Source organism: Paenibacillus sp. FSL W8-0186 (genome assembly GCF_037969765.1).
Taxonomy (GTDB): Bacteria; Bacillota; Bacilli; order Paenibacillales; family Paenibacillaceae; genus Fontibacillus; species Fontibacillus woosongensis.
In genome coordinates, this window is record NZ_CP150207.1 from 4,907,428 (window position 1) to 4,932,720 (window position 25,293).

21 protein-coding genes and 1 other annotated feature are annotated in these 25,293 nt (G+C 49.4%); of the genes, 1 reads left to right on the forward strand and 20 read right to left on the reverse strand.

The window, feature by feature from the left end; genetic code table 11:
* Window positions 1–116: 116 nt before the first annotated feature.
* From rplB to rpsJ, 5 genes are read right to left on the reverse strand one after another with little or no spacing between them, the layout of a single operon-like run.
* A complete protein-coding gene (rplB, locus tag MKX50_RS22125) occupies window positions 117–947 on the reverse strand; it encodes a 50S ribosomal protein L2 (protein ID WP_110931219.1) in 831 nt (276 codons plus the stop codon).
* Between the two features lie 29 nt (window positions 948–976).
* A complete protein-coding gene (gene rplW, locus MKX50_RS22130; RefSeq protein ID WP_155613351.1) occupies window positions 977–1,267 on the reverse strand; it encodes a 50S ribosomal protein L23 in 291 nt (96 codons plus the stop codon).
* On the reverse strand, window positions 1,267–1,890 hold the full coding sequence (gene rplD / locus MKX50_RS22135; protein WP_155613352.1) for a 50S ribosomal protein L4: 624 nt from the start codon (window positions 1,888–1,890) through the stop codon (window positions 1,267–1,269). The genes rplW and rplD overlap by 1 nt, the downstream gene beginning before the upstream one ends.
* Before the next feature lie 27 nt (window positions 1,891–1,917).
* Window positions 1,918–2,541, reverse strand: a complete 624-nt coding sequence (gene rplC / locus MKX50_RS22140; protein WP_155613353.1) for a 50S ribosomal protein L3 — start codon at window positions 2,539–2,541, stop codon at window positions 1,918–1,920.
* Window positions 2,542–2,583: 42 nt separating this feature from the next.
* On the reverse strand, window positions 2,584–2,892 hold the full coding sequence (gene rpsJ / locus MKX50_RS22145) for a 30S ribosomal protein S10 (protein WP_006676490.1): 309 nt from the start codon (window positions 2,890–2,892) through the stop codon (window positions 2,584–2,586).
* A 437-nt stretch (window positions 2,893–3,329) separates the two neighbouring features.
* Here rpsJ and MKX50_RS22150 point away from each other — a divergent pair, with 437 nt between their 5' ends.
* Window positions 3,330–7,598: a glycosyl hydrolase gene (locus MKX50_RS22150; protein ID WP_339157790.1), complete on the forward strand. Its 4,269-nt coding sequence runs from the start codon at window positions 3,330–3,332 to the stop codon at window positions 7,596–7,598.
* A 532-nt stretch (window positions 7,599–8,130) separates the two neighbouring features.
* Here the strand turns inward: MKX50_RS22150 and tuf are convergent.
* The 15 genes from tuf to rpmG form a co-directional block, all read right to left on the reverse strand.
* Window positions 8,131–9,324, reverse strand: coding sequence for an elongation factor Tu (gene tuf / locus MKX50_RS22155; protein WP_155613355.1), 1,194 nt, complete (start codon window positions 9,322–9,324; stop codon window positions 8,131–8,133).
* A 93-nt stretch (window positions 9,325–9,417) separates the two neighbouring features.
* Window positions 9,418–11,496 carry an elongation factor G gene (gene fusA, locus MKX50_RS22160; RefSeq protein ID WP_155613356.1) on the reverse strand — a complete coding sequence of 693 codons (2,079 nt, stop codon included), beginning with the start codon at window positions 11,494–11,496 and terminating at the stop codon, window positions 9,418–9,420.
* 50 nt (window positions 11,497–11,546) lie between these two features.
* Complete coding sequence (gene rpsG / locus MKX50_RS22165) at window positions 11,547–12,017, reverse strand: 30S ribosomal protein S7 (protein WP_155613357.1); 471 nt, start codon at window positions 12,015–12,017, stop codon at window positions 11,547–11,549.
* A 52-nt stretch (window positions 12,018–12,069) separates the two neighbouring features.
* Window positions 12,070–12,489: a 30S ribosomal protein S12 gene (gene rpsL, locus MKX50_RS22170; protein ID WP_155613358.1), complete on the reverse strand. Its 420-nt coding sequence runs from the start codon at window positions 12,487–12,489 to the stop codon at window positions 12,070–12,072.
* Window positions 12,490–12,633: 144 nt separating this feature from the next.
* Window positions 12,634–12,885: a ribosomal L7Ae/L30e/S12e/Gadd45 family protein gene (locus tag MKX50_RS22175; protein WP_155613359.1), complete on the reverse strand. Its 252-nt coding sequence runs from the start codon at window positions 12,883–12,885 to the stop codon at window positions 12,634–12,636.
* Between the two features lie 191 nt (window positions 12,886–13,076).
* Entirely contained in the window at window positions 13,077–16,688 is a 3,612-nt protein-coding gene (gene rpoC / locus MKX50_RS22180) for a DNA-directed RNA polymerase subunit beta' (protein WP_155613360.1), read from the reverse strand.
* Window positions 16,689–16,871: 183 nt separating this feature from the next.
* Window positions 16,872–20,417, reverse strand: a complete 3,546-nt coding sequence (gene rpoB / locus MKX50_RS22185; protein ID WP_155613361.1) for a DNA-directed RNA polymerase subunit beta — start codon at window positions 20,415–20,417, stop codon at window positions 16,872–16,874.
* A 369-nt stretch (window positions 20,418–20,786) separates the two neighbouring features.
* Window positions 20,787–21,383: a class I SAM-dependent methyltransferase gene (locus MKX50_RS22190; RefSeq protein WP_155613362.1), complete on the reverse strand. Its 597-nt coding sequence runs from the start codon at window positions 21,381–21,383 to the stop codon at window positions 20,787–20,789.
* Between the two features lie 195 nt (window positions 21,384–21,578).
* On the reverse strand, window positions 21,579–21,944 hold the full coding sequence (gene rplL / locus MKX50_RS22195) for a 50S ribosomal protein L7/L12 (RefSeq protein WP_155613363.1): 366 nt from the start codon (window positions 21,942–21,944) through the stop codon (window positions 21,579–21,581).
* 69 nt (window positions 21,945–22,013) lie between these two features.
* Window positions 22,014–22,523, reverse strand: coding sequence for a 50S ribosomal protein L10 (gene rplJ / locus MKX50_RS22200; RefSeq protein WP_213595317.1), 510 nt, complete (start codon window positions 22,521–22,523; stop codon window positions 22,014–22,016).
* Between the two features lie 132 nt (window positions 22,524–22,655).
* Window positions 22,656–22,811 (reverse strand) — a sequence feature (ribosomal protein L10 leader region).
* A gap of 80 nt (window positions 22,812–22,891) precedes the next feature.
* On the reverse strand, window positions 22,892–23,584 hold the full coding sequence (gene rplA / locus MKX50_RS22205; RefSeq protein ID WP_155613365.1) for a 50S ribosomal protein L1: 693 nt from the start codon (window positions 23,582–23,584) through the stop codon (window positions 22,892–22,894).
* Window positions 23,585–23,725: 141 nt separating this feature from the next.
* Complete coding sequence (rplK, locus tag MKX50_RS22210) at window positions 23,726–24,151, reverse strand: 50S ribosomal protein L11 (RefSeq protein ID WP_019635756.1); 426 nt, start codon at window positions 24,149–24,151, stop codon at window positions 23,726–23,728.
* Window positions 24,152–24,218: 67 nt separating this feature from the next.
* The gene (gene nusG / locus MKX50_RS22215) at window positions 24,219–24,752 is read right to left on the reverse strand and encodes a transcription termination/antitermination protein NusG (protein WP_055105058.1); all 534 of its coding nucleotides are present in this window, start codon (window positions 24,750–24,752) and stop codon (window positions 24,219–24,221) included.
* A gap of 23 nt (window positions 24,753–24,775) precedes the next feature.
* Window positions 24,776–24,967, reverse strand: a complete 192-nt coding sequence (secE, locus tag MKX50_RS22220; protein WP_055105057.1) for a preprotein translocase subunit SecE — start codon at window positions 24,965–24,967, stop codon at window positions 24,776–24,778.
* A 21-nt stretch (window positions 24,968–24,988) separates the two neighbouring features.
* The gene (gene rpmG, locus MKX50_RS22225; RefSeq protein WP_071784256.1) at window positions 24,989–25,138 is read right to left on the reverse strand and encodes a 50S ribosomal protein L33; all 150 of its coding nucleotides are present in this window, start codon (window positions 25,136–25,138) and stop codon (window positions 24,989–24,991) included.
* Window positions 25,139–25,293 lie beyond the last annotated feature (155 nt).

Consider the following 25,293-nt stretch of genomic DNA (forward strand, 5'->3'; position numbering starts at 1 on the left):
TTTCCTCCCTTCGCCACTTTGAAAAATGACTTCGCCTTCTTTTAGGCTAAGCCGGCTTATGCCAGCTGTTGATATCTCTCGTTGCCGCAACCACGAAGTGATCCGCTAGCAGCGGATTACTTCGTACGGCCGCGAACGATATATTTATCAGAAGCTTTGCCTTTTTTACGCGTTTTGTAACCAAGCGTCGGTTTGCCCCATGGAGAAAGCGGAGACTTACGTCCGATTGGCGCACGGCCTTCACCACCACCGTGTGGGTGATCGTTCGGGTTCATGACGACACCGCGTACAGATGGGCGCTTGCCAAGCCAACGGCCGCGGCCAGCTTTACCGATCTTGATCAATTCATGGTCTTGGTTACCTACAGAACCAATCGTCGCGCGGCAAACTTTAAGAATTTTACGCACTTCGCCAGAAGACAGGCGAACGGATACGTACTTATCTTCTTTACCGAGCAATTGTCCTTCTGTACCAGCCGCACGAACGAGCTGTCCGCCTTTGCCTGGTTGAAGTTCAATGTTGTGGATAACTGTACCTACTGGAATGTTCTCCAAAGGAAGAGCATTACCGATTTTGATGTCAGATCCAGGTCCTGACTCGATCATGTCGCCTACTTTCAGTCCTTTCGGAGCCAAAATGTAGCGTTTCTCGCCGTCAACATAGTGGATCAGAGCGATATTGGAAGTCCGGTTCGGGTCGTACTCGATTGTAGCAACGCGACCTGGAATTCCATCCTTATTACGTTTGAAGTCGATGATCCGGTAGTTACGTTTGTGTCCTCCACCATGGTGGCGAACCGTAATTTTACCGTGGTTGTTACGTCCAGCCGTTTTGCTCAGTGGAGCAAGCAACGATTTCTCCGGACGATCCGTAGTAATTTCTTCAAAAGTGGATACAGACATATTCCGTCTTGCTGGAGATGTCGGTTTATACTTTTTAATTGGCACTGTTTTTCCCTCCTTGCTCTAACGTTCTATTATACCGATTCAAAAAATTCAAGCGGCTTGCTGTCAGCCGTTAGCGTAACGAATGCTTTTTTCCATTCAGGAGTATATCCGAAGTGGCGTCCGTAACGTTTAGGCTTGGCAGGAACACGCAGTGTATTCACATTGCTCACTTTAACATTGAAGATCGCTTCTACAGCTTGTTTGATTTCGGTTTTGTTCGCACGAATGTCTACTTCGAAAACATATTTGTTCTCGCTCATGTAATCAGCCGTACGTTCCGTAATCAGGGGACGTTTAATTATATCACGAGGATCTTTCATTACGCGAGCACCTCCTCTACCTTCTGAACTGCTTCTTTCGTAATGATCAGTTTGTCGTGCGTCAGCACGTCAAGAACATTAATGCCGTCAGCTGCAACGAATTTAACACCTGGGATGTTGCGTGCGGACAATGCTACATTGTCATCATAGCTAGGCGCTACGATCAATGCTTTGCGGTCTACTTTCAGGTTGTTCAGAATCGCTGCGAACTCTTTCGTCTTAGGAGCGTTCAGGCTGAGCGCATCCAATACGATAATGTCTTGGTCGATCACTTTCGAAGAAAGAGCCGATTTGATTGCCAAACGACGAACTTTCTTAGGCAATTTGTACGCATAGCTGCGTGGAGTCGGACCGAACACGATTCCGCCGCCAACCCATTGCGGGGAGCGGATCGAACCTTGACGAGCACGACCTGTGCCTTTTTGTTTCCATGGTTTACGGCCGCCGCCGCGAACTTCGGAGCGTCCTTTTACTTTATGAGTACCCAAACGCAGGGAAGCGCGCTGCATAACAACTGCGTCGTGAAGAACGTGAACGTTCGGTTCGATTCCGAATACCGCGTCATTCAGTTCAACTTCGCCCACTTGGCTACCGCTGACATTATATAGTGCTACTTTAGGCATTGCTTGTTCCTCCTTTCCTTAAGGCGATTACTTCTTAACCGCTTGTTTGATTTTAACTACGCTATTTTTAGGACCTGGAATGGATCCTTTAACGAGCAATACGTTACGCTCTGCATCCACGCGGATGACTTCAAGGTTCTGGATCGTAATCGTTTCGTTACCCATATGCCCTGGCAATTTTTTGCCTTTAGGAACACGGTTGGCTTGGATGGAACCCATGGAACCTGGACCGCGATGGTAACGGGAACCGTGAGACATAGGCCCGCGGCTTTGACCCCAACGTTTGATGTTACCTTGGAATCCTTTACCTTTAGAAATACCTGTTACGTCAACAAATTCGCCTTCAGCAAAAATATCAACTTTGACCTCTTGGCCAACTTCATATGTTGCCAAATCAATACCGCGAATTTCACGAACGTAGCGCTTAGGTGCTGTATTCGCCTTCTTAGCGTGACCTAATTCAGGTTTGTTAGCTCTGCTTTCTTTCTTATCGGCATAACCGATTTGAATCGCTTCGTAACCGTCGTTCTCCACATCTTTCTTCTGCAGAACAATGTTGGACTCAGCTTCGATAACCGTTACAGGAATAACAACGCCCTCTGGGGTAAACACTTGAGTCATTCCGAGTTTTTTCCCTAAGATACCTTTCATGTTGACACCTCTTTTCCTTTCCTAATCAACTCACGATTGATATTACAATTTGATTTCGATATCTACACCGGACGGCAGGTCCAAGCGCATCAAGGCATCCACAGTTTGTGGAGTCGGGTTCACAATGTCGATCAGACGTTTATGTGTACGCATTTCGAACTGCTCCCGGGAATCCTTGTACTTGTGTACCGCACGGAGAATAGTAATAACTTGTTTCTCAGTTGGAAGCGGAATTGGTCCGGATACGCCAGCACCTGAACGTTTTGCCGTTTCAACGATTTTCTCTGCGGATTGATCAAGAATTCTGTGATCATAAGCTTTCAAACGAATACGAATTTTTTGCTTTGCCATTTTAGTCCCTCCTTCTATCGCCCAATTTATTATCGGACATACTCCGTGAAAATTTTCTGACCGCCCTCCCATGGCAAAGGGGCCGGGTGTGTCAGTAACCTCTCACATCATCGCACAGTCACAGAACAACATTCACTATTATATAGAAAAGATAGATGTAATGCAAGCAAAATATTAGACATTTTTATTGGCCATTTGCTCGGCACATATATATAGAAGAAACTCGTTTTTTCGTGCCCGCAAAACGACAATTGAGGAACATAAAAACAAATACAGTACATATATCAGCTTGGTGAGACCTGCTATAATTCGTTGTTAAGCGCTTACATTTTATCGATTTGAGCTTTTCTCCAATTTGCACAGGGAGGTGATACGCCGAATCTGGTTTTGATAGTTATTTGAAGGATTAGAAACCGATCAACTCTAGGAGGGTGAGCATGGAAAAACGACAGTATTACTTTTCCTTAGCTTTGGCACTTATTTTGATCTTATCAATGATTCCGCCCGCATTCGGAGCAGCAACAGAACAAACGGGCACCCACTGGGCTGCTGCCCCATTGAATCGCTGGCAGGAGCGCGGCGTCGTCCACGGATATGAAGATGGCTCGTTCAGACCAGATGGGAAAATAACCCGAGCCGAGTTCGTGACCATCATCAACAAGATATTCGGTGTTTCAGACCAGGGAGACAGCAACTTCTCCGACGTGCCTGCGAGCGCCTGGTTCGCCGTTCAGATGGCTGCCGCCAAAGCGGCGGGCTATTATGAAGGTTTTCCTGATGGTTCAGGCAAGCCTGCAGCTAACATTAACCGGCAGGATGCGGCAGCACTTATGGCAAGAGTGCTGCAATTAAAGGGAGGAATGGATGATGAAGCTCAAGCTGTATCCGGTTTAAGTTTTAGCGATGCTGCTTCCATCAGCCCTTATGCCAGGGAGGCCGTTCAGACTCTAGTTGCCAATCATGCCTTATCCGGATATGCTGATGGGACCTTCCGTCCGCAGCAGGATATGACACGGGCTGAAGCCATAACGCTGATCGATAGATTGATCGCGGCCTACTACGCTGTCGAAGGCGATTATACGGGCGGCCTGATCGCTTCTCATACCGTTATTAACCAACCCGGGGTCACTCTAAAGAATTCTACCCTCTCTCGCAATCTCTATCTGGCCCGGGGCATTCGTAATGGAGATGTTACCCTGAACGGTGTACAGGTGAAGGGAACGGCCTTCATCTGGGGCGGCGAGAGCACGATTAGCGTACGCGACTCTATACTGCAGGATGTGCTGATCGATCGCAAAAACGGCCGCGTTCGCCTACATGCCGGCGGAACAACGAAGATTGTTAAGCTTATAGTCAACAGCTCCGGAACCATAGAGCTCGACGAGAATGCATCCATAGACCATCTTATCGTCAACCACCCTGCTGCCATCCTCATTCCAAAGGGCACTGTCATCCATACACTGGTCATTCATCCCGAGGCAGCCAATACAATCATTACCGGAGAAGGCGACATTGAACAGGCCGATGTCCGGGCAAAAGATGTGAGGCTAAATGGTCAGCCGCTGCCGATTGGCACAGCCATCATCATCGGAGGCGAGGTAAGCTCCCCATCCCCGGACCATAAGCCAAGTACAACTGCCGGCGCTACCTCCAGTAATCGAAGCGGCTCTTCAGGGTCCTATCCGGGAACGGGGCAGCAATATCCCGTCATTGACCTGGCCGATGCCCAAGCGACGGACAGTACGCGTTCCCTCTTCGCTTACTTGCAGGAGATCCGCGGAAAGCATATTCTTTTCGGGCATCAGCACCCGACGGATGAGGTATTGTCCACTACCCCTCCGGGTCAGCCGAAATCGGAAACCTACAGTGCTGTAGGCGATTACCCTGCGATGTTCGGGTGGGATACGCTAAGCCTGGAAGGATTTGAGAAGCCGGGTTCCCTCACGAATACACCGCAGCAGAATCGTGATAATCTGGTCGCCTCGATGAAAGAGGCTTATAAACTGGGCGGCGTGCTGAGCTTAAGCGCTCATATGCCAAACTTCGTAACCGGCGGCGATTTCTACGATACGAGCGGGAATGTAGTGTCGCATATTTTGCCGGGCGGCGACAAGCACGAGGACTACAACGCCTTCCTGGACCGAATCGCGGATTTCGCGCACCATCTCAAGGATGAGAACGGCAATTTGATTCCGGTTATTTTCCGGCCATTCCACGAGCAAAACGGCGGCTGGTTCTGGTGGGGAGCTCCCTATACGACAAAAGAGCAATATATTGAAATTTATCGTTACACCGTAGAATACCTAAGGGATGAAAAGGGCGTGCGTAATTTTCTCTATACCTTCTCTCCAGGAAGCCCGTTCAACAATTCGGAAGCTACCTTCTTAAAAACGTATCCGGGTGACGACTATGTCGATATTCTCGGATTTGACACTTATTACGACGGAAACAACCAAGCCTGGTTCGAAGCGGTCGTCGACGATGCTAAGCTGATATCGCAGATCGCCGATGCACGCGGCAAGGTCGCTGCCTTTACGGAATTCGGCTATTCCAATGTCGAACCGACCGGGACAGCTGATTTGCATTTCTTCACCAAGTTGAGCGCAGCCCTCCAGTCCGACCCGGATGCGAAGCGGATGGCCTACATGTTAACCTGGGCGAACTTTAATTATAATTCTATCTTCGTGCCTTACCGCAACTCGGCGATGTATGGCGATCATGAGCTCCTGCCTGATTTCGAGCAGTATTATGCCGATCCGTACACATATTTCAGCCGCGATCTAAGCGGGGTGTATAACAAGAAGCTCAGAACAGCAAAAGAAAAACCGTTTATGCACATCGTGTCCCCTACCGGACAAGAGACGATCAGAAAGGCCTCGACCACGATTCGGGCCAAAGTATTAAACCAGAATGTCGGCAAAGTCGTTTACCTGGTCGGCGACGAAATAACCGAACATGAAATGTCCATGAACGACAAAGGCTTTTATGCCGCCGAATGGCAGCCTCCAGCAGAGCTAAACGGCAAGGAAACCACATTGACCGTTAAAACCTATGGCAAAGACCATTCAGTCCTGTCTCAGACCATTACGATTTACATTGGTATCCAGGAAAAAGTGTTGAAGCAGTTCACTTTCGATCAAAATATCGCCGGCGTGGCAAGCAACGGCAATTGGCCTGATACGATTCAAACGCAGTATGCACACGGTATGCTTGCCAACGATGGAAAACTGAAAATTAACGTCAGCGGCCTGACAGGATCCGACAGCTGGCAAGAGCTGAAGATCGGCCTACCCGACATCGCCGGGCAAGTTACACTGCCATACGTGAATCGGGTTAGTTTCGAAGCTTGGATACCAGCAGCCGCCGGAGATCACGACCCTGCTCATGTAAATCTGCGGGCAGCCGCAGAACTGCCGCCAAATAACATTAAATTTGAGACAACGAGCGTAACCGCATGGAGCGAGCTTCCAAGAATTACGATCGGCGGCGAGGAATATGTCGCCTATAGCGCCCTGATGGACCTGACCGATCAGGATCAACTCGCAGCAGCTGAAGGCTTACAGTTAGCCCTGATTGGCAGCGGCCTGAATTATGACGGCCCGATCTATGTTGATAATATCCGGCAAATCAATGCCTATACCGGAGAAACTAATGATCCTGCCCACGTTGATGATTTCGATGGGTATAAGGGGAGTAATGAGCTGCTCCGTTCAGGCTATAGCCCAAATGGGGATGCCAATTCCATCTCGCTTGATGCGGAGCATAAGCAAAGCGGTCAATTCGGATTAAAATTGGACTACACTTTGGCCGGGCAGGGATATACGGGAATTACTAAAAATCTTGGCAGCCGTGACTGGTCTCAGACCGGGAAGCTGAAATTTTGGCTAGAGCCAGATGGCAGCGGCAAAAAACTGGTCATCCAGATCAAAGCGAACGATATTCACTTTGAGTATTATCCTTCGCTTGCGGACAGCGCGCCCCGGTGGATTGAGATTCCGTTCAAAGATTTCTCCGTTGCGCCTTGGGATTCCGCCAATCAGAGCAAGAAGCTGGACACAACTCATGCGAAAAAAGTGCAGGCATTTTCGATCTATGTCAATGCACTAGCCAATGATTCGTATTCCAAAGACAATCCTTTCCTGGGTACGCTTTACCTGGACAGCATTCATGTCATCCCCGGCAGTTCCGGAGACATCCCGAAGGGTGAAGATGACGGGACTGACCCTGGAAACGGAGGCGGGATACAGCCTGGAACGCTGTATGGCTTTGAGACAGACACTGCAGGCTGGGAGGTCGAGGCTACTCAGAATTTTGCCAATGCTGCACCTCCAACCGTAACCACGGATGTGTACGCCGAAGGCATCCAATCGCTGCTAACCACCTTCGAGCTGGACGGTACCTCCTTTGAACTGACAAAATACGCGGATTTTGACTTCAGCGGCCTGCAAGCCTTAAACGCAAAAGTCAAATTATCCACAGGTTCTGCCCATATCTATTTCTATGTAAAAACAGGCAGCTCCTGGACTTGGTACGACAGCGGCATCACCCTTGTCGAAGCCTCTGAAGCAGGCTTCAAAACGTTAAGCATCGATTTGTCCCAGGTTGAGAATCTCCATCAGGTCAAATCTCTGGGCTTCAAAATCGAGCCGGTTCCCGGCGAAACGGGAGCAGCGACCCTGTACATTGATGATATTTCCTTATTTTAAGTAGAACCGTAAATAGGCCGAGTCAAGTGAATGCTTGATCCGGCCTATTTCTTATAGTTCGTTTGCTATGAATTCTTGCCTTATTCGGGTAGAAAAGATCTAGGCTAATTGGTTGGCTACCCCCGTAATGCTTACGGACACAGATGCCGCTATACTTGCAAAATACCACCATTCAGTGTGCTAACGGACTATGGGGGCGCTATTCATTAAAACAAGCCTGACTTCATCTCCATTTCAGGCCATAAGGCCTCCTGGGTCCGTTACTCCCCAAAAGTGATCCCTTTTACTAAAATAACGGAATGAGGGTCCGCTAGTCTTATGTCTCAGCTATACACAGCCTGATTTTAACATTAAACTTTTGGCCTCTAGCATCACGTTACCATTTTAATATAACTGTGGATAGTCTTGAGATCACGTTATTCTATCAACTTGAATCTTACTTCAAGCTTAAGAATACAGCCCATACAAAAAAGCTGCCCTAAGGATCTAATGACCCTCAGGGCAGCTTGGCAATAAGGTTTAAGAAACCTTATTATTTTTGGATGGAAACAACCGCACCGGATCCAACTGTACGGCCACCTTCACGGATGGAGAAGCGAGTTCCTTCTTCAATCGCGATAGGAGCGATCAGTTGTACAGTAACTTCGATGTTGTCGCCAGGCATAACCATTTCAGTACCTTCTGGCAGGTTGATGATACCTGTAACGTCAGTTGTACGGAAATAGAATTGTGGACGGTAACCTGTGAAGAAAGGTTTGTGACGTCCGCCCTCTTCTTTAGTCAATACGTATACTTGAGCAGTGAACTCAGTATGCGGATTAACGGAAGCTGGCTTTGCAAGAACTTGACCGCGCTCGATTTGTGTACGGTCTACACCACGGAGCAATGCACCGATGTTGTCGCCCGCTTCAGCGGAATCAAGCAATTTACGGAACATTTCAACGCCCGTAACAACGGATTTTTTAGTTTCTTCAGCAATACCAACGATTTCAACCTCGTCGCCGACTTTAACAGTACCACGCTCAACGCGGCCTGTAGCAACCGTACCACGACCAGTGATGGAGAATACGTCCTCAACTGGCATCAGGAATGGTTTGTCAACCGGACGCTCTGGAAGCGGAATGTACTCGTCGATGATTTCGAACATTTCGATGATTTTCTTAGCGTAGTCGCCATCTGGGTTTTGAAGTGCTTCACGAGCAGATCCACGGATGATTGGAGTGTCATCGCCTGGGAACTCATATTCGTTCAACAGGTCGCGAACTTCCATTTCAACCAGTTCCAGAAGCTCTTCGTCTTCAACCATGTCGCATTTGTTCAAGAATACAACGATGTAAGGAACGCCTACGTTACGGGACAACAGGATGTGCTCGCGAGTTTGCGGCATTGGGCCGTCAGCTGCGGATACAACCAGGATTGCGCCGTCCATTTGAGCCGCGCCAGTGATCATGTTTTTAACATAGTCGGCGTGACCTGGGCAGTCAACGTGAGCGTAGTGGCGGTTAGCCGACTCATACTCAACGTGGGAAGTGGAAATTGTGATACCGCGCTCGCGCTCTTCTGGAGCTTTGTCGATTTGGTCGTAAGCGATCGCGCTACCTCCACCGTAAGTTTTAGTCAAAACGGTAGTGATTGCTGCAGTCAAAGTAGTTTTACCATGGTCAACGTGACCGATTGTACCGATATTAACGTGCGGTTTTGTACGTTCGTATTTTGCCTTTGCCATTTTAAACAGTTCCTCCTTAAATATGGATTGTTATGTTGGACTGATCGGAGGGGCTCCCATGAAGGAATTCCCTCCGATCAGCAGATACAAAAATTATTCTTCGCCTTTATACTTCGATACGATTTCTTCGGAGATATTCTTAGGAACTTCTTCGTAGTGGGAAAGCTCCATCGAGAATACACCGCGTCCTTGCGTACCGGAACGAAGTGTTGTTGAATATCCGAACATTTCGGAAAGAGGTACTTTGGCACGAATGATTTGCGCGCTACCGCGGGAATCCATACCTTCGATACGTCCGCGACGGGAGTTCAGCATACCCATAACGTCACCCATGTACTCTTCCGGAACCGTAACTTCAACTTTCATGATTGGCTCAAGAAGAACAGCTTGACATTTGTCTTTAGCTGCTTTCAAAGCCATGGAACCAGCGATCTTAAACGCCATTTCACTGGAGTCAACATCGTGGTAAGAACCGTCGACGATTGTAGCTTTAACGTCTACAAGCGGGAAGCCTGCAAGAACACCGTTCTTCATAGCTTCTTCGATACCTTGTTGTGCAGGAGCAATATACTCCCGAGGTACCGCACCACCGACGATTTTGCTGTCGAACTGGTTTCCAGAACCAGCTTCCAGCGGTTCGAATTCAACCCAAACGTGACCGTATTGTCCACGACCACCGGATTGACGTACGAACTTACCTTCAACGCGCGCAGGTGCTTTGAATGTCTCACGGTATGCAACCTGTGGTTTACCCACGTTGGTCTCAACCTTGAATTCGCGGCGCATACGCTCGATGATGATATCAAGGTGAAGCTCACCCATACCAGCAAGGATCGTTTGACCCGTTTCTTCGTCTGTATGAGCACGTAGCGTAGGATCTTCCTCGGTCAATTTGCCGAGGGCAACGCCCATCTTGTCTTGGTCAGCTTTCGTTTTAGGTTCAACTGCGATTTCGATAACCGGATCAGGGAAGTTCATGGACTCCAGGATAACCGGATTCTTCTCATCACACAGTGTATCACCTGTGCCTGTATCTTTCAAACCAACCGCAGAAGCGATATCACCTGCGTAAACTTCAGTGATCTCTTGACGGCTGTTTGCGTGCATTTGCAGGATACGGCCGATCCGCTCACGTTTGCCTTTCGTTGCATTCAGCACGTAAGATCCCGATTGAAGAACACCGGAGTATACGCGGAAGAACGTCAGCTTACCAACGTAAGGGTCTGTCATGATTTTGAACGCCAATGCCGCGAACGGCTCTTCATCCGAAGAATGACGCTCTACTTCCGAACCGTCTTCCAGATGACCTTTAATGCTCGGAATATCAATTGGAGCAGGCAGGTAATCTACAACGGCATCCAGCATCAGCTGAACCCCTTTGTTACGGTAGGAAGATCCGCAAATAACTGGGAAGATTTTAACTTCAACAACACCCTTGCGAAGTGCTGCCTTGATTTCATCGACACTGATTTCCTCGCCTTCGAGGTATTTCATTGTCAACTCCTCGTCCAGTTCCGCAACCTTCTCAACTAGTTCAGCACGAAGTTCCTCTACTTGAGCTTTGTACTCCTCAGGAATTTCGGTCTCTTCGATGTTTTGGCCCATGTTGTCTTTGTACATGTACGCTTTCTCAGCAACAATGTCGATGATACCGACAAAGTTGTCCTCTGCACCGATTGGCAGTTGGATTGCAACTGCGTTCGCTTGCAGACGCTCGCGCATATCTTTAACAACGTTAAGGAAGTCCGCACCGATGATATCCATTTTGTTGACATAAGCAATACGAGGAACGCTATATTTGTCAGCCTGTCTCCATACGGTTTCCGACTGCGGCTCTACGCCTTCCTTGGCACTGAACACACCAACTGCCCCGTCCAATACACGAAGAGAACGTTCGACTTCAACAGTGAAGTCGACGTGTCCCGGGGTATCAATGATATTGACGCGGTGACCTTTCCAAGAAGCGGTCGTAGCAGCGGAAGTAATCGTAATCCCGCGCTCCTGCTCTTGCTCCATCCAGTCCATCGTTGCGGAACCCTCGTGGGTTTCGCCGATTTTATGCGTGCGGCCTGTGTAGAACAAGATACGCTCCGTGGTCGTCGTCTTACCGGCGTCAATATGCGCCATGATCCCGATATTACGTGTATTCTTCAAGGAGAACTCTCTTGCCATGAAATTTTCTCCCTTCGAATTATAGATTTATGTTGTGAATCAACCGAATCCTACCAGCGGTAGTGTGCGAACGCTTTGTTCGCTTCGGCCATTTTGTGCGTGTCTTCACGTTTCTTAACGGAAGCACCAGTGTTGTTGGATGCGTCGATAATCTCGGCAGCCAAACGCTCTTCCATAGTCTTCTCTCCGCGGTTGCGGGAGTAGTTTACGAGCCAACGTAGTCCCAGAGCTGTACGTCTCTCTGGTTTTACTTCGATAGGTACTTGGTAGTTGGAGCCGCCCACACGACGAGCTTTAACTTCGAGTACCGGCATGATGTTCTTAAGCGCTGCTTCAAATACTTCCATCGGGTCATTCCCTGTACGCTCTTGAATAAGTTTAAAAGCGTTATAAAGGATGCTTTGAGCAACACCACGTTTACCGTCGAGCATAATGCGGTTGATCAAGCGAGTAACAAGTTTGCTGTTATACACCGGATCCGGCAATACGTCTCTTTTGGCAACTGGACCTTTGCGTGGCATAGTTATCCCCCTTTCAGTGTTAGTTCAAACGTATAGCTATGACTCTAGCTAATTATTTTTTTGCTTTTGGACGTTTTGCGCCGTATTTGGAACGAGCTTGCATACGGTTGTTCACTCCAGCCGTATCCAGCGCTCCGCGAACGATATGATAACGTACCCCTGGAAGGTCTTTGACCCGGCCACCGCGAATCAGCACGACACTGTGCTCTTGCAGGTTGTGTCCGATACCTGGGATATAAGCAGTCACCTCAACACGGTTCGTCAAGCGAACACGCGCGTATTTACGAAGTGCGGAGTTCGGTTTCTTAGGAGTCATTGTCCCTACCCGAGTGCACACACCACGTTTTTGAGGAGAATTCAATTCGGTAGCTTCGCGTTTGAGAGCGTTAAACCCTCTGTGCAATGCTGGTGATTTGGATTTGTAAATCTTGTCTTGACGACCTTTACGTACCAATTGGTTGATTGTTGGCATGTTGTTGCCACCCCCTTCCTCAGTAATAAATGTTTCTTTACAAACCTTTTGTTAAGCCCACAGACCCAGGCGGTTCATAAAAGAACAAAGGAAAAGTTTTTGCCGAAAGGTTTGCCCTAAATCAGCAAAAACGATTTTCTCAAGCTATCTCTTTACAATCGCAGCCATCGCTGCCCCTACTTCAATCCCGCAAGCAATGCCGAGATTGTGCATCGTATCCACATAAGTCAATTTGACACCATGTTGGTTACACAGAGCGATAATCTTCGATGTAAGGCGCGGATCTGCATCTTCAGCCACATATACTTCTTCGGCACGACCGAGCTCTACTGCCCGCATCGTTTGTTTCGTGCCGATTTTGACATGAGCGTCCTGTAGCCCTCTATCGTTAGACATCATCTAGTCCTCCAATTTACAGGGATTCACCGTACTCACGCACTTTGATATATTAGCATTTTGCTATAGGCGATGTCAAGCAATTTATTTGCAAGAAAATAACCGCCTTATAGCTATCCTCGAACCTTAAACAAAGTAACGGTGCAGCCGAGTACATGTTCCACTTTCGGCTGCACCGCTTTTCAGGTTGTTTATTCGACCGTTACCGGCTCCTGACCTTCTTCAGCCTCGGTATTCTCCGGCTCTTCGAACTGTACGCTGCGGTAGCGGTTCATGCCCGTACCGGCAGGGATCAGCTTACCGATAATGACGTTCTCTTTCAGGCCAAGCAGTTTATCTACTTTGCCTTTGATCGCGGCATCGGTAAGTACCCGGGTCGTCTCCTGGAAGGAAGCGGCCGACAGGAAAGAATCCGTCTCAAGCGACGCCTTCGTGATACCAAGGAGAACAGGCTTCGCAACCGCCGGCTCCTGACCGGACAGAATCGCTTCCTTGTTCGCCATCTCATATTCATAGAGATCAACGAACGCTCCCGGCAGAAGAGGCGTATCCCCAGCATCAACGATGCGGATCTTGCGCAGCATTTGCTTGATCATAACCTCGATGTGCTTATCGTTGATTTCAACGCCCTGGTTACGGTATACGCGCTGAACTTCCTGAAGAATATAGTTCTGAACACCGCGAATCCCTTTGATGCGCAGAATTTCTTTCGGGTCAATGGAGCCGTCTGTCAGCTCGTCGCCCGCTTCGATTTCCTGTCCTTCGCTGACACGCAGGCGGGATCCGTAGGTGACGGAATAGACCTTCGTTTCCGCTTCGCCTTGAACCTCGATTTCCCGGCGGTCTTTGGCTTCGCGGATTTCTTTGATTACGCCGTCGATTTCACTGATCGTGGCTTGCCCTTTCGGGTTACGCGCCTCGAACAGCTCCTGAATACGCGGCAAACCTTGGGTAATATCATCACCCGCAACGCCCCCGGTATGGAACGTACGCATTGTGAGCTGGGTTCCCGGTTCACCGATGGATTGTGCGGCGATGATACCCACCGCTTCACCGATCTCCACATGTTTGCCTGTCGCCAAGTTTCGCCCGTAGCACTTCTTACATACGCCATGGCGAGCGCGGCAGCTCAGCACGGAGCGGATTTGCAGCTTCGTAACGCCTGCGTCCACAACTTCATGCGCTTTGTCAGAATCGATCAGTTCATTGCGATGAACGATGATTTCCCCTGTCTTGGGATGCTTGATCGTCTCGAAGGAATAGCGTCCTTCAATACGGTCGTACAGATCCTCGATGACCTCTTTACCATCCTGGATGACGCCGACGGTAAAGCCTTTATCCGTACCGCAGTCTTCCTCGCGGACGATAACGTCCTGTGCAACGTCAACGAGACGGCGGGTCAGGTAACCCGAGTCAGCGGTTCGCAGCGCGGTATCCGCCAGACCTTTACGGGCACCGTGCGTCGACAGGAAGTACTCGAGAACCGTGAGGCCTTCGCGGAAGTTCGACTTGATTGGGAGCTCGATGATCCGACCGGACGGGTTGGCCATCAGACCCCGCATACCGCCAAGCTGCGTAATCTGCGATTTGTTACCCCGCGCCTTGGAATCGACCATGAGCATGATGGAGTTGAAGCGATCCATCGATTTCATGAGCACGTCGGTAATTTGGTCTTTCGATTTGGACCAGATGTCGATAACCCGGTCGTAACGCTCTTCGTTCGTAATCAGACCACGGCGGTACTGATTCGTAACAACGCGAACCTTCTCATCCGACTCTCGCAGGATCTCTTGCTTCGCATCCGGAACGACAACGTCGGAGACAGCAATACTAACGCCTGCACGAGTAGAGTAGGTGAAGCCGGTTTGCTTGATTTTATCGAGAATAACCGACGTTTCCGTCGTATGGTATATTTCGAAGCAGCGGCCGATAATTTCTCCAAGGTACTCTTTGCCGATTCCCCCGGTTTGCGGCACGGCCATAATGCGTTCAAATACGTTGGCGCCTTTGTCATAAATAAAGTAATGATCCGGCGTTCCTTGGAACAGGTTGCTGCGCGAAGGCTCATTAATGTACGGGAAGCTGGCTGGGAAAATTTCATTGAAAATAATCCGGCCAACCGTCGTCACAAGCAGCGCATTTTGCTGAGCTTCGGTAAATCCTGTTTTGCCAAGCGCTTTAGCTGGGATGGCTACACGCGCATGCAGAGATACCGTTCCCCGCTGATAAGCGGAAACTGCTTCGTGAGTGGACCCGAGAATCATTCCTGATCCCTTAGCTTCCTTATTGTCCATCGTCAGATAGAAGGAGCCGAGAACCATATCCTGTGAAGGAGTAACAACCGGTTTACCGTCTTTCGGGTTCAGGATGTTGCCGGAAGCAAGCATCAGAATCCGGGCTTCCGCCTGCGCTTCTGCGCTGAGCGGTACGTGCACAGCCATTTGGTCACCGTCAAAGTCCGCGTTATATGCAGTACATACGAGCGGGTGCAGACGGATCGCTCGGCCTTCGACCAGAATCGGCTCGAACGCCTGAATTCCCAAGCGGTGAAGCGTAGGAGCACGGTTAAGCAGAACCGGATGCTCTTTAATGACTTCTTCTAGCACATCCCATACCTCTGGGCTGACGCGTTCAACTTTACGTTTCGCGCTCTTGATGTTGTGAGCCAGGCCTTTATTGACCAGTTCCTTCATCACGAACGGCTTGAACAGTTCCAGCGCCATTTCCTTCGGCAGACCGCATTGGTACATCTTCAAGTAAGGACCTACGACGATAACGGAACGACCAGAGTAGTCAACCCGTTTTCCGAGCAGGTTCTGACGGAAGCGTCCTTGCTTCCCTTTCAGCATGTGGCTGAGGGATTTGAGCGGACGGTTACCAGGGCCCGTTACCGGACGGCCGCGGCGGCCGTTATCGATCAAGGCGTCAACCGCTTCCTGCAGCATGCGCTTCTCGTTCTGCACGATAATATCCGGCGCACCGAGATCGAGCAGACGTTTCAAACGGTTGTTGCGGTTAATCACGCGGCGATACAAATCATTCAGGTCAGACGTCGCAAAACGGCCGCCATCCAGCTGGACCATCGGACGAAGCTCAGGCGGAATAACTGGAAGCACGTCGAGAATCATCCATTCCGGTTCGTTGCCGGAATTCCGGAAGGCTTCGATGACTTCCAGGCGTTTGATCGCACGGTTGCGGCGCTGGCCTTGAGCCGTGCGGAGCTCTTCTTTCAAAAATTCAAGCTCTTTGTCGATATCGAGATCCTGGAGCAGCTTCTTAACCGCTTCAGCGCCCATGCCGGCTTGGAAGCCATAGCCGTATTTTTCACGGTAGCTGCGGTATTCCTTCTCGGACAGGAGCTGTTTTTTCTCCAGCGGCGTCTCGCCTGGATCGGTAACAACATAAGATGCAAAGTAAATAATCTCTTCCAATGAACGAGGCGACATATCGAGCGCCAGGCCCATCCGGCTTGGAATCCCTTTGAAGTACCAAATATGGGATACCGGGGCGGCGAGTTCAATGTGACCCATGCGTTCACGGCGAACTTTAGCTCTAGTTACTTCGACGCCGCAGCGATCGCAGACGACGCCTTTATAACGGACACGCTTATACTTACCGCAATGACATTCCCAGTCTTTGGTCGGGCCAAAGATTTTCTCGCAGAACAGCCCTTCCTTTTCCGGTTTTAGCGTACGGTAGTTGATCGTTTCCGGTTTCTTCACTTCTCCGCGGGACCAAGAACGAATTTTGTCTGGGGAAGCAAGCCCAATTTTCATAAACTCGAAGTTGTTGACGTCCAACAAGGAGCATCCCTCCTTAACCAAGTCCTGATTTTAGCATTATACACAGATCAAAATACACTGAATACGTCCGTCTATTCGATCCATCTGTCTAGGGAAATATCGGCCTCCCAAAGGTAGGCCGATAATCCAGGCAGGCAGCTTCCGCTGCGGTTATCATTATCACATGGCGGCAATCGCCACGTGTTATTCTACGCCGACTTCCGCGCCTTCCAGGTTCAGGCTCAGTTTATCTCCGGTCGCGTCGTCTTCGTCGTCGATTTCCTTCATCTCGATCTCTTCTTCGTTCTCAGTCAGGATCTTGACGTCCATACCCAAGCTTTGAAGCTCTTTAATCAAGACTTTGAACGACTCAGGCACGCCCGGCTCTGGCACATTCTCGCCTTTAACGATCGATTCGTAGGTTTTCACCCGACCGACCACGTCATCGGACTTGACGGTAAGGATTTCCTGGAGCGTGTATGCTGCGCCATAGGCCTCGAGCGCCCACACTTCCATCTCCCCGAACCGCTGTCCGCCGAACTGGGCTTTACCGCCGAGCGGCTGCTGTGTAACCAGCGAGTAAGGACCCGTGGAGCGAGCATGGATTTTATCGTCAACCATGTGCGCCAGCTTAATCATGTGCATGACGCCAACGGTAACTTCACGTTCAAATCTTTCACCGGTTCTTCCGTCATACAGCACGGTTTTACCGTTGCGCTGCATACCGGCTTCTTCCATCGTATCGAACACATCATACTCGTTCGCACCGTCGAAGACCGGTGTGGCCACGTGAATTCCGAGTTGGAGCGCAGCCATCCCAAGGTGAATCTCCAGCACCTGTCCGATGTTCATCCGTGAAGGAACCCCCAGCGGGTTGAGCACGACTTGAACCGGTGTGCCATCTGGCATAAACGGCATATCTTCCTCAGGCAGAATACGGGCTACGACACCTTTGTTACCGTGGCGTCCGGCCATTTTATCCCCCTCGGAAATTTTACGCTTCTGAGCAATGTAGACGCGAACGAGCTGATTAACGCCCGGCGGCAACTCATCGCCATTCTCACGCGTAAACACCTTAACGTCAACAACGATTCCGTCCGTTCCGTGAGGAACACGCAGGGAGGTATCGCGAACTTCGCGTGCCTTCTCGCCAAAGATGGCATGCAGCAAGCGTTCTTCTGCTGTCAGCTCCGTAACACCCTTCGGCGTCACTTTACCAACGAGAATGTCGCCAGCGCTGATTTCCGCACCTACGCGGATAATACCGCGCTCATCCAGGTTGCGAAGCGCCTCTTCCCCTACGTTCGGAATATCGCGGGTAATTTCCTCAGGTCCCAGCTTCGTATCGCGGGCTTCGGACTCATATTCTTCAATGTGAATGGAAGTGTACACATCTTCCTTCACCAGCTTCTCGCTAAGCAGAATCGCATCCTCGTAGTTGTAGCCTTCCCAAGTCATGAAGGCAACGACAACGTTGCGGCCCAATGCCAATTCTCCCATTTCCGTGGACGGTCCGTCAGCCAGAATATCACCTTTCTTGACGACGTCTCCACGCTTAACGATCGGACGCTGGTTAATGCAAGTTCCTTGGTTCGAACGCATAAATTTGTGTAATTTATATTTAACAAGGTCACCGCGTACTTCCTTGCCATCCACAACCTCGACGCGGCGCAGCCAAATTTCGTTCGCTGCGGAACGCTCGATAATTCCATCGTATTTGGACACAATACATACACCGGAATCTTTGGCGGCTTTATGCTCCATACCTGTACCTACGAGAGGTGCTTTAGGAACCAGAAGCGGCACAGCTTGCCGCTGCATGTTCGATCCCATCAGCGCACGGTTGGAGTCATCGTTCTCCAGGAACGGAATTAATGCGGTAGCTACGGATACAACCTGCTTCGGCGATACGTCCATATAGTCGACGCGATCACTCGGCATCGTCAGAATGTTATCCGATTGCTTGTTGTAACGGACAATGACGTTCTCATCCTGGAACGTATTATCCTCATTGAGGATCGCGTTCGCTTGGGCGATAACGTAGTTGTCTTCCTCGTCAGCCGTCAAATAAGCGATTTGATCCGTGACTTTGCCAGTCTTCGGATCAACCCAACGATACGGCGCCTCGATAAAGCCGTACTCGTTAATCCGAGCGAATGTCGAGAGAGAGTTGATCAGACCGATGTTCGGTCCCTCCGGCGTCTCAATCGGACACATCCGGCCATAGTGACTGTGGTGAACGTCCCGAACCTCAAAGCCCGCACGCTCACGAGTCAGACCGCCAGGCCCGAGCGCAGACAGACGGCGTTTATGCGTCAGCTCGGCAAGCGGGTTCGTCTGGTCCATGAACTGGGACAGCTGGGAGCTTCCGAAGAACTCCTTAATGGACGCGATAACCGGACGGATATTGATCAGCGCCTGTGGCGTAATCACGTTCGCATCCTGAATCGACATTCTCTCGCGCACAACGCGTTCCATCCGGGACAAACCGATGCGGAACTGGTTCTGCAGCAGCTCGCCAACAGAACGCAGGCGGCGGTTGCCGAGGTGGTCGATATCATCCGTGTCGCCGATACCGTGCAGCAAATTCAGGAAGTAACTGATCGACGAAATGATGTCGGCCGGCGTAATGTGCTTGACCGATTTGTCGATATTGCGGTTCGCGATAACTTTAACGACCTTGCCATCCTCAATCGGCGAGAAAATATCGACCGTTTGCAGAGGCACGTCGACGGAATCGAGAACGCCGTTAGCTACATGGTAGTTCTTGAAGCCAACGCCCTCTTCCAGATAAGGAAGGATCTCGTCCAATAGACGGCGGTCAACGATTTGACCCGCTTCCGCGATAATTTCTCCGGTATTCGTATCAATCAAGCTCTCAGCGAGACGCTGATTGAACAGCCGGTTCTTGATATGAAGCTTCTTATTGATTTTGTAACGGCCAACATTGGCCAGGTCATAGCGTTTTGGATCAAAGAAACGGGCCACGAGCAAGCTCTTCGCATTATCAAGCGTCGGCGGCTCGCCCGGACGGAGGCGTTCATAAATTTCAATCAGCGCCTTCTCCGTGGAGTCCGTGTTATCTTTGTCCAGCGTGTTGCGGATATATTCATCATTGCCCAGCAAATCCAGAATCTCGGCATCCGTACCGAAGCCAAGCGCGCGAAGCAGCACGGTAACCGGAATTTTACGAGTACGGTCGATCCGGACATAGATAATGTCCTTCGCGTCCATCTCCAACTCCAGCCATGCGCCGCGGTTCGGAATCACTGTGGCAGTATACGTCTTTTTGCCATTCTTATCGATTTTCGTACTGAAATAGACGCTAGGAGAGCGCACCAACTGGCTGACAATAACCCGTTCCGCACCGTTAATAATAAAGGTGCCGGTTTCCGTCATCAGCGGGAAATCTCCCATAAACACTTCCTGCTCTTTGACTTCGCCGGTTTCTTTGTTAATCAGCCGGACTTTAACCCTAAGCGGAGCCGCATACGTTACGTCGCGTTCCTTCGCATCGTCAACCGTATACTTCGGTTCGCCGAGGCTGTAATCGATAAATTCCAACACCAAATTCCCGGTAAAATCCTGAATTGGCGAAATGTCCTGGAACATCTCCCGGAGACCTTCCTCCAGGAACCAATCGTAGGATTTCTGTTGGATTTCGATCAGGTTCGGAACTTCGAGTACCTCGTTAATTCGTGCATAACTTCGCCGAGTGCGTCGACCATATTGAACAAGATGTCCTGCCAACTTATACTCACCCCTCATGTCTACTCACTTTAAAAAAATACATTGCGAACCCGTGTTTGCACCTATATAATAGGTTCAAGGCGGGTTGCAGCTGCTGCACAAATAAAGAAAAGCCCTTATCGAATGCTTTCGAAAAAAGAGCACCATTATCCGTGTCGTTTCTGCCTAACTATCCCCCGTATTCAGTAGATTTGCCCAAAATGTACACATTATACGTTAAACAAGATGATTTTATTCATTGTTTCGTAAAAACCCTTGACATTTCAGCAAACTAAAGTCACAAGGGGCATCCTAATACTGACATTTTATAATAATATCACAACCAGGTTCTCAGGTCAACCTTTTTCTGCTCTGTTTTCAGAGCCGTTTTTATTTTACCGCTCGATAAACTCTGTACCCCTTGTCCTTCGTCACTTCCTCAACCTGTGCGAATAACGACTCCAGCTTCTGTTTTGCCGACGGCGCCCCTTGCTTCTTTTGTATCACGATCCATAATGCTCCGCCCTCTCGCAGCCGTTCATAGGCTCCCTCAAAAATGGCATGAACGACTTCCTTGCCAGCGCGAATAGGCGGGTTCGTCAATATCACATCAAATTGTTGCTCACCTAACGCCGCGAATAGATCACTTTCCACGATCGTTACGTTGGCAATTTTATTGTTCGCCGCATTTTCTTTGGCAAGCTCGACCGCTCTCTGGTTGACATCAATCATAGTGACATGGCCGCGGCCCGCAAGTCTAGCTGCCGTAAGCCCGATCGGGCCATAACCGCACCCGACATCAAGCACCTGCGCAGCTTCCGGAATATCCATCGCTTCGATGAGCACTCTGCTCCCGTAATCTACTCCGCCTTTTGCAAAAACCCCCGCATCGCTAATGAAGCGAAATTTCTGTCCGCGCAATTGAGCGTCCCATATTTTCCGGTCATGCGCCGTAGAAGGTTGATTCGTATAATAGTGATCTGCCATCTGGCATACCTCCACCCGATATGTCTTACAGCGAAATCTGATATCATTGAATACATCTTGTCATTCCATTTTAACCAAGAATCAGCTGTTTATTGCCATTTTCCAACAAACAGGATTCACGATACTGCTCATTGCACTTGCAAACAAACCCCCTTGAACTCGGTTCAAGGGGGTTGTCATCAAAGAGGCGTAGAATTATTTTACTTCTACAGTTGCGCCTGCTTCTTCCAATTTTGCTTTTACAGCTTCTGCTTCTTCTTTGCCCACTTTTTCTTTCAGTGGTTTTGGAGCGTTGTCAACGAGTTCTTTCGCTTCTTTCAGGCCAAGACCTGTGATTTCGCGAACAACTTTGATAACGTTGATTTTGGATGCACCAGCGTTAGCCAGGATTACATCGAACTCGGATTGCTCAGCAGCTTCAGCAGCACCGCCGCCACCGCCAGCTACAACAACAGGAGCTGCTGCAGTAACGCCGAATTCTTCTTCGATTGCTTTAACCAGATCGTTCAGTTCAAGAACGGACATGCCTTTAATTGCTTCTAAAATTGTTTCTTTGCTCATGGTAGAACCTCCATTTTATAGTTGATAAGAGTTAAATTCATTTATTAACTGACTGCATGAAAAGCAAGCTTACGCGCTTGCGCTGCCTTCTTCTTTCTCTGCAACGGCTTTGACTGCCAGCGCGAAGTTGCGAACTGGAGCTTGAAGCACGCTGAGGAGCATCGAAAGGAGACCTTCGCGGGAAGGAAGATCCGCGAGCGCTTTGATTTGGTCGACGCCGACTACACGGCCTTCAACCACGCCACCTTTTACTTTAAGCGCATCGTTCTTCTTTGCGAACTCGCTGATGATTTTAGCCGGAGCTACCGCATCGTCAGCACTGAACGCGATTGCTGTAGGACCAGTCAATACTTCGTCCAGTTCAGTAAGTTCCGCAGCCGCAGTTGCGCGGCGAACGAGCGTGTTTTTCAATACTTGGAATTCTACGCCAGCTTCACGAAGCTGTTTACGCAGTTCCGTTACTTGAGTAACGTTCAGTCCACGGTAGTCAGCAACAACAGTTGTTGCGCTCTCGCGAAGCTTAGCTGTTACCACGTCAACGGCTTCCTGCTTTGCTTGAATCACTTTTGCGTTTGCCAAACTGTACACCTCCTGATAGATATGCTGGGCACAAGCCGAGGTGCAAACCTCGCTTGACATCCCTTTCCGTAGCGGTTCAAAACCTCGCTCTAGAAAGACTTTTAAAGAACCTGACGGCCCGCAAGCCGATCCCAGTCCATTAAAAAAGCCTCCGTAGAATCACGAAGGCCTGATGAATCATCATTCCGCAGTTAACCTGCAGCATGCTGACGTTCTATCACAACACCTCGGTAGGAAATTAAGCCTTGCAAGGGCACCTACTGTCTACGGTAAGCATATTCGAATTTAGTTACTTTTCAAAACAACTCGTTCAGTATACCAAGGGAAAGAACATATGTCAAACCCTTCCCCACGAACCGCGGGAGGTATTATCTGAATGCAGCTGCGTTAACGCGAGCACTTGGTCCCATCGTGGAAGAAACCGCGATGTTCTTCAAGTAAACACCTTTGGCAGCAGCAGGTTTAGCACGGTTCAATGCATCGATGAGAGCTTTCAGGTTCTCGTCAAGCTGTTCGGCACTGAAAGATACCTTGCCGATCGGCGCATGAATTTGGCCTGCTTTGTCCAAACGGTATTCGATTTTACCCGCTTTGATTTCTTGAACCGCTTTAGCTACGTCAAACGTAACCGTGCCAGCTTTAGGGTTAGGCATAAGGCCTTTACCACCGAGCAAGCGTCCAAGTTTACCAACTTCACTCATCATGTCTGGTGTCGCTACGCAGACGTCGAAGTCGAACCAGCCTTGTTGAATTTTGTTGATCATGTCTTGATCGCCAACAAAGTCCGCTCCAGCCGCTTCCGCTTCCTTCGCTTTCTCACCTTTGGCGAATACCAATACGCGCTGCGTCTTACCCGTGCCGTGAGGCAGGACAACGATACCGCGAACGGCTTGGTCTTGTTTACGTGGGTCTACGCCCAAACGAACCGCTACTTCAACGGTTTCGTCGAATTTAGCACTTGCTGCCTTCTTCACCAACTCAACGGCTTCGGAAGGCTCATAAGTTGCTTCGCTGTCGATCAGCTTGGCAGCTTCAAGGTATTTCTTACCGTGTTTAGCCATGAAAATATTCCTCCTTGTGTGGTGTTAGCGGAAATTCCTCCCACTGATCTCTAAATTACATAGTTACCCTAAAGGCTAACATGCAATTTAGAGGCAACTTCTGTTGCAATGGCAACATCCGTTGTTCGGCCGCTCCAAGAATTAGTCTTGGATCGCGATACCCATACTGCGAGCAGTACCTTCGACCATACGCATAGCCGCTTCAACGGTAGCTGCGTTCAGGTCTTGCATTTTTTGCTCCGCAATTTGACGAACAGCGTCGCGTTTAACGGTAGCTACTTTCTTCTTATTCGGTTCACCGGATCCCTTCTCAACTTTCGCAGCAACGCGAAGCAGAACGGCAGCTGGTGGAGTCTTGGTGATGAAAGTGAAAGAACGGTCTTCAAACACCGAGATTTCAACCGGAATAATCAAACCTGCTTGATCGGCAGTACGTGCGTTAAACTCTTTACAGAATGCCATGATGTTGACACCTGCTTGACCCAGCGCCGGACCTACCGGAGGTGCAGGATTCGCTTTACCTGCAGGAATTTGCAGTTTTACCATTTTGATAACCTTTTTTGCCATGTAAGACACCTCCTTGCCCTAATAGTGGTCGACGGGAATTTCTCCCCTCCCACGTAACCTAAGAAACCTATATTTTTTCCACTTGAGTGTAATCTAGTTCAAGCGGGGTTTCTCGTCCAAACATGTTGACGTGAACCTTGAGCTTGCTCTTGTCGACGAGAATTTCTTCGATCGATCCGACAAAATTAGCAAACGGGCCAACCTTGATACGTACGGATTCTTTGACTTCGAAATCGATGACCGGCTTCGGTTCTTCCATGCCCATATGACGCAAAATCTGATCTACTTCTTCAGGAAGCAGAGGAGTCGGCTTGGAACCGGAGCCTGTCGAGCCAACGAATCCCGTAACCCCTGGTGTGTTGCGGACAACGTACCAAGAATCATCGGTCTGGATCATTTCCACCAAAACATAACCGGGGTAAACTTTACGCATGACGGTCTTCTTCTTCCCGTCTTTGTTTACCACTTCTTCCTCCATCGGAACAAGAACGCGGAATATCTTGTCTTCCATGCCCATCGACTCAACGCGTTTCTCCAAATTGGCTTTGACCTTGTTCTCATACCCGGAATAGGTATGTACTACATACCATCTTTTCTCCATATCAAGCCACCTAAGGACCCTTCTTAAATTATCGCTTCGATCACAGCGGAGATGCCGATATCAAGTACCCAAAAATAAATCGCGACTACTACAATTGTACCGAGCACAATCATCGTATAATTGGTCAGCTCTTTACGATTAGGCCAGCGAACCTTTTTAAGCTCAGCCCAGCTTTCAGAGAAAAAAGAGAACAACGATTTGAAACTTCGTTTCATACGCGACTACACCTCCACAGACTATCTGGTTTCGCGATGAGGAACTTGCTCGTTACAAAACTTGCAAAATTTCTTCATCTCCATGCGGTCGGGGTGGTTACGCTTGTTCTTCGTTGTTGTGTAGTTTCTTTGTTTGCAATTCGTACAAGCCAACGTAATAATTACCCGCATGATGTGCACCTCCCGAAGACCTTCATCAAATTTGAGAAGTCTCTTAATTGAGCCCAAACATCCAAAAAACGCAAATTTAGGCCTACCTAAAACACTTTATCATAAGGCCATATCCATGTCAACGAGGCTTCGAGCTTCTCTTTATTCGATTACAA

Bases quoted from the DNA above. Each gene is read 5' to 3' on its own strand.
- rplC (WP_155613353.1), bottom strand. From the start codon at position 2,541: ATGAAAGGTATCTTAGGGAAAAAACTCGGAATGACTCAAGTGTTTACC.
- rpmG (WP_071784256.1), bottom strand. From the start codon at position 25,138: ATGCGGGTAATTATTACGTTGGCTTGTACGAATTGCAAACAAAGAAAC.
- MKX50_RS22150 (WP_339157790.1), top strand. From the start codon at position 3,330: ATGGAAAAACGACAGTATTACTTTTCCTTAGCTTTGGCACTTATTTTG.
- rplL (WP_155613363.1), bottom strand. From the start codon at position 21,944: ATGAGCAAAGAAACAATTTTAGAAGCAATTAAAGGCATGTCCGTTCTT.
- MKX50_RS22190 (WP_155613362.1), bottom strand. From the start codon at position 21,383: ATGGCAGATCACTATTATACGAATCAACCTTCTACGGCGCATGACCGG.
- rpsG (WP_155613357.1), bottom strand. From the start codon at position 12,017: ATGCCACGCAAAGGTCCAGTTGCCAAAAGAGACGTATTGCCGGATCCG.
- rplA (WP_155613365.1), bottom strand. From the start codon at position 23,584: ATGGCTAAACACGGTAAGAAATACCTTGAAGCTGCCAAGCTGATCGAC.
- rpsL (WP_155613358.1), bottom strand. From the start codon at position 12,489: ATGCCAACAATCAACCAATTGGTACGTAAAGGTCGTCAAGACAAGATT.
- rplW (WP_155613351.1), bottom strand. From the start codon at position 1,267: ATGAAAGATCCTCGTGATATAATTAAACGTCCCCTGATTACGGAACGT.
- tuf (WP_155613355.1), bottom strand. From the start codon at position 9,324: ATGGCAAAGGCAAAATACGAACGTACAAAACCGCACGTTAATATCGGT.
- secE (WP_055105057.1), bottom strand. From the start codon at position 24,967: ATGAAACGAAGTTTCAAATCGTTGTTCTCTTTTTTCTCTGAAAGCTGG.
- rplD (WP_155613352.1), bottom strand. From the start codon at position 1,890: ATGCCTAAAGTAGCACTATATAATGTCAGCGGTAGCCAAGTGGGCGAA.
- MKX50_RS22175 (WP_155613359.1), bottom strand. From the start codon at position 12,885: ATGTCTAACGATAGAGGGCTACAGGACGCTCATGTCAAAATCGGCACG.
- fusA (WP_155613356.1), bottom strand. From the start codon at position 11,496: ATGGCAAGAGAGTTCTCCTTGAAGAATACACGTAATATCGGGATCATG.
- rplK (WP_019635756.1), bottom strand. From the start codon at position 24,151: ATGGCAAAAAAGGTTATCAAAATGGTAAAACTGCAAATTCCTGCAGGT.
- nusG (WP_055105058.1), bottom strand. From the start codon at position 24,752: ATGGAGAAAAGATGGTATGTAGTACATACCTATTCCGGGTATGAGAAC.
- rpsJ (WP_006676490.1), bottom strand. From the start codon at position 2,892: ATGGCAAAGCAAAAAATTCGTATTCGTTTGAAAGCTTATGATCACAGA.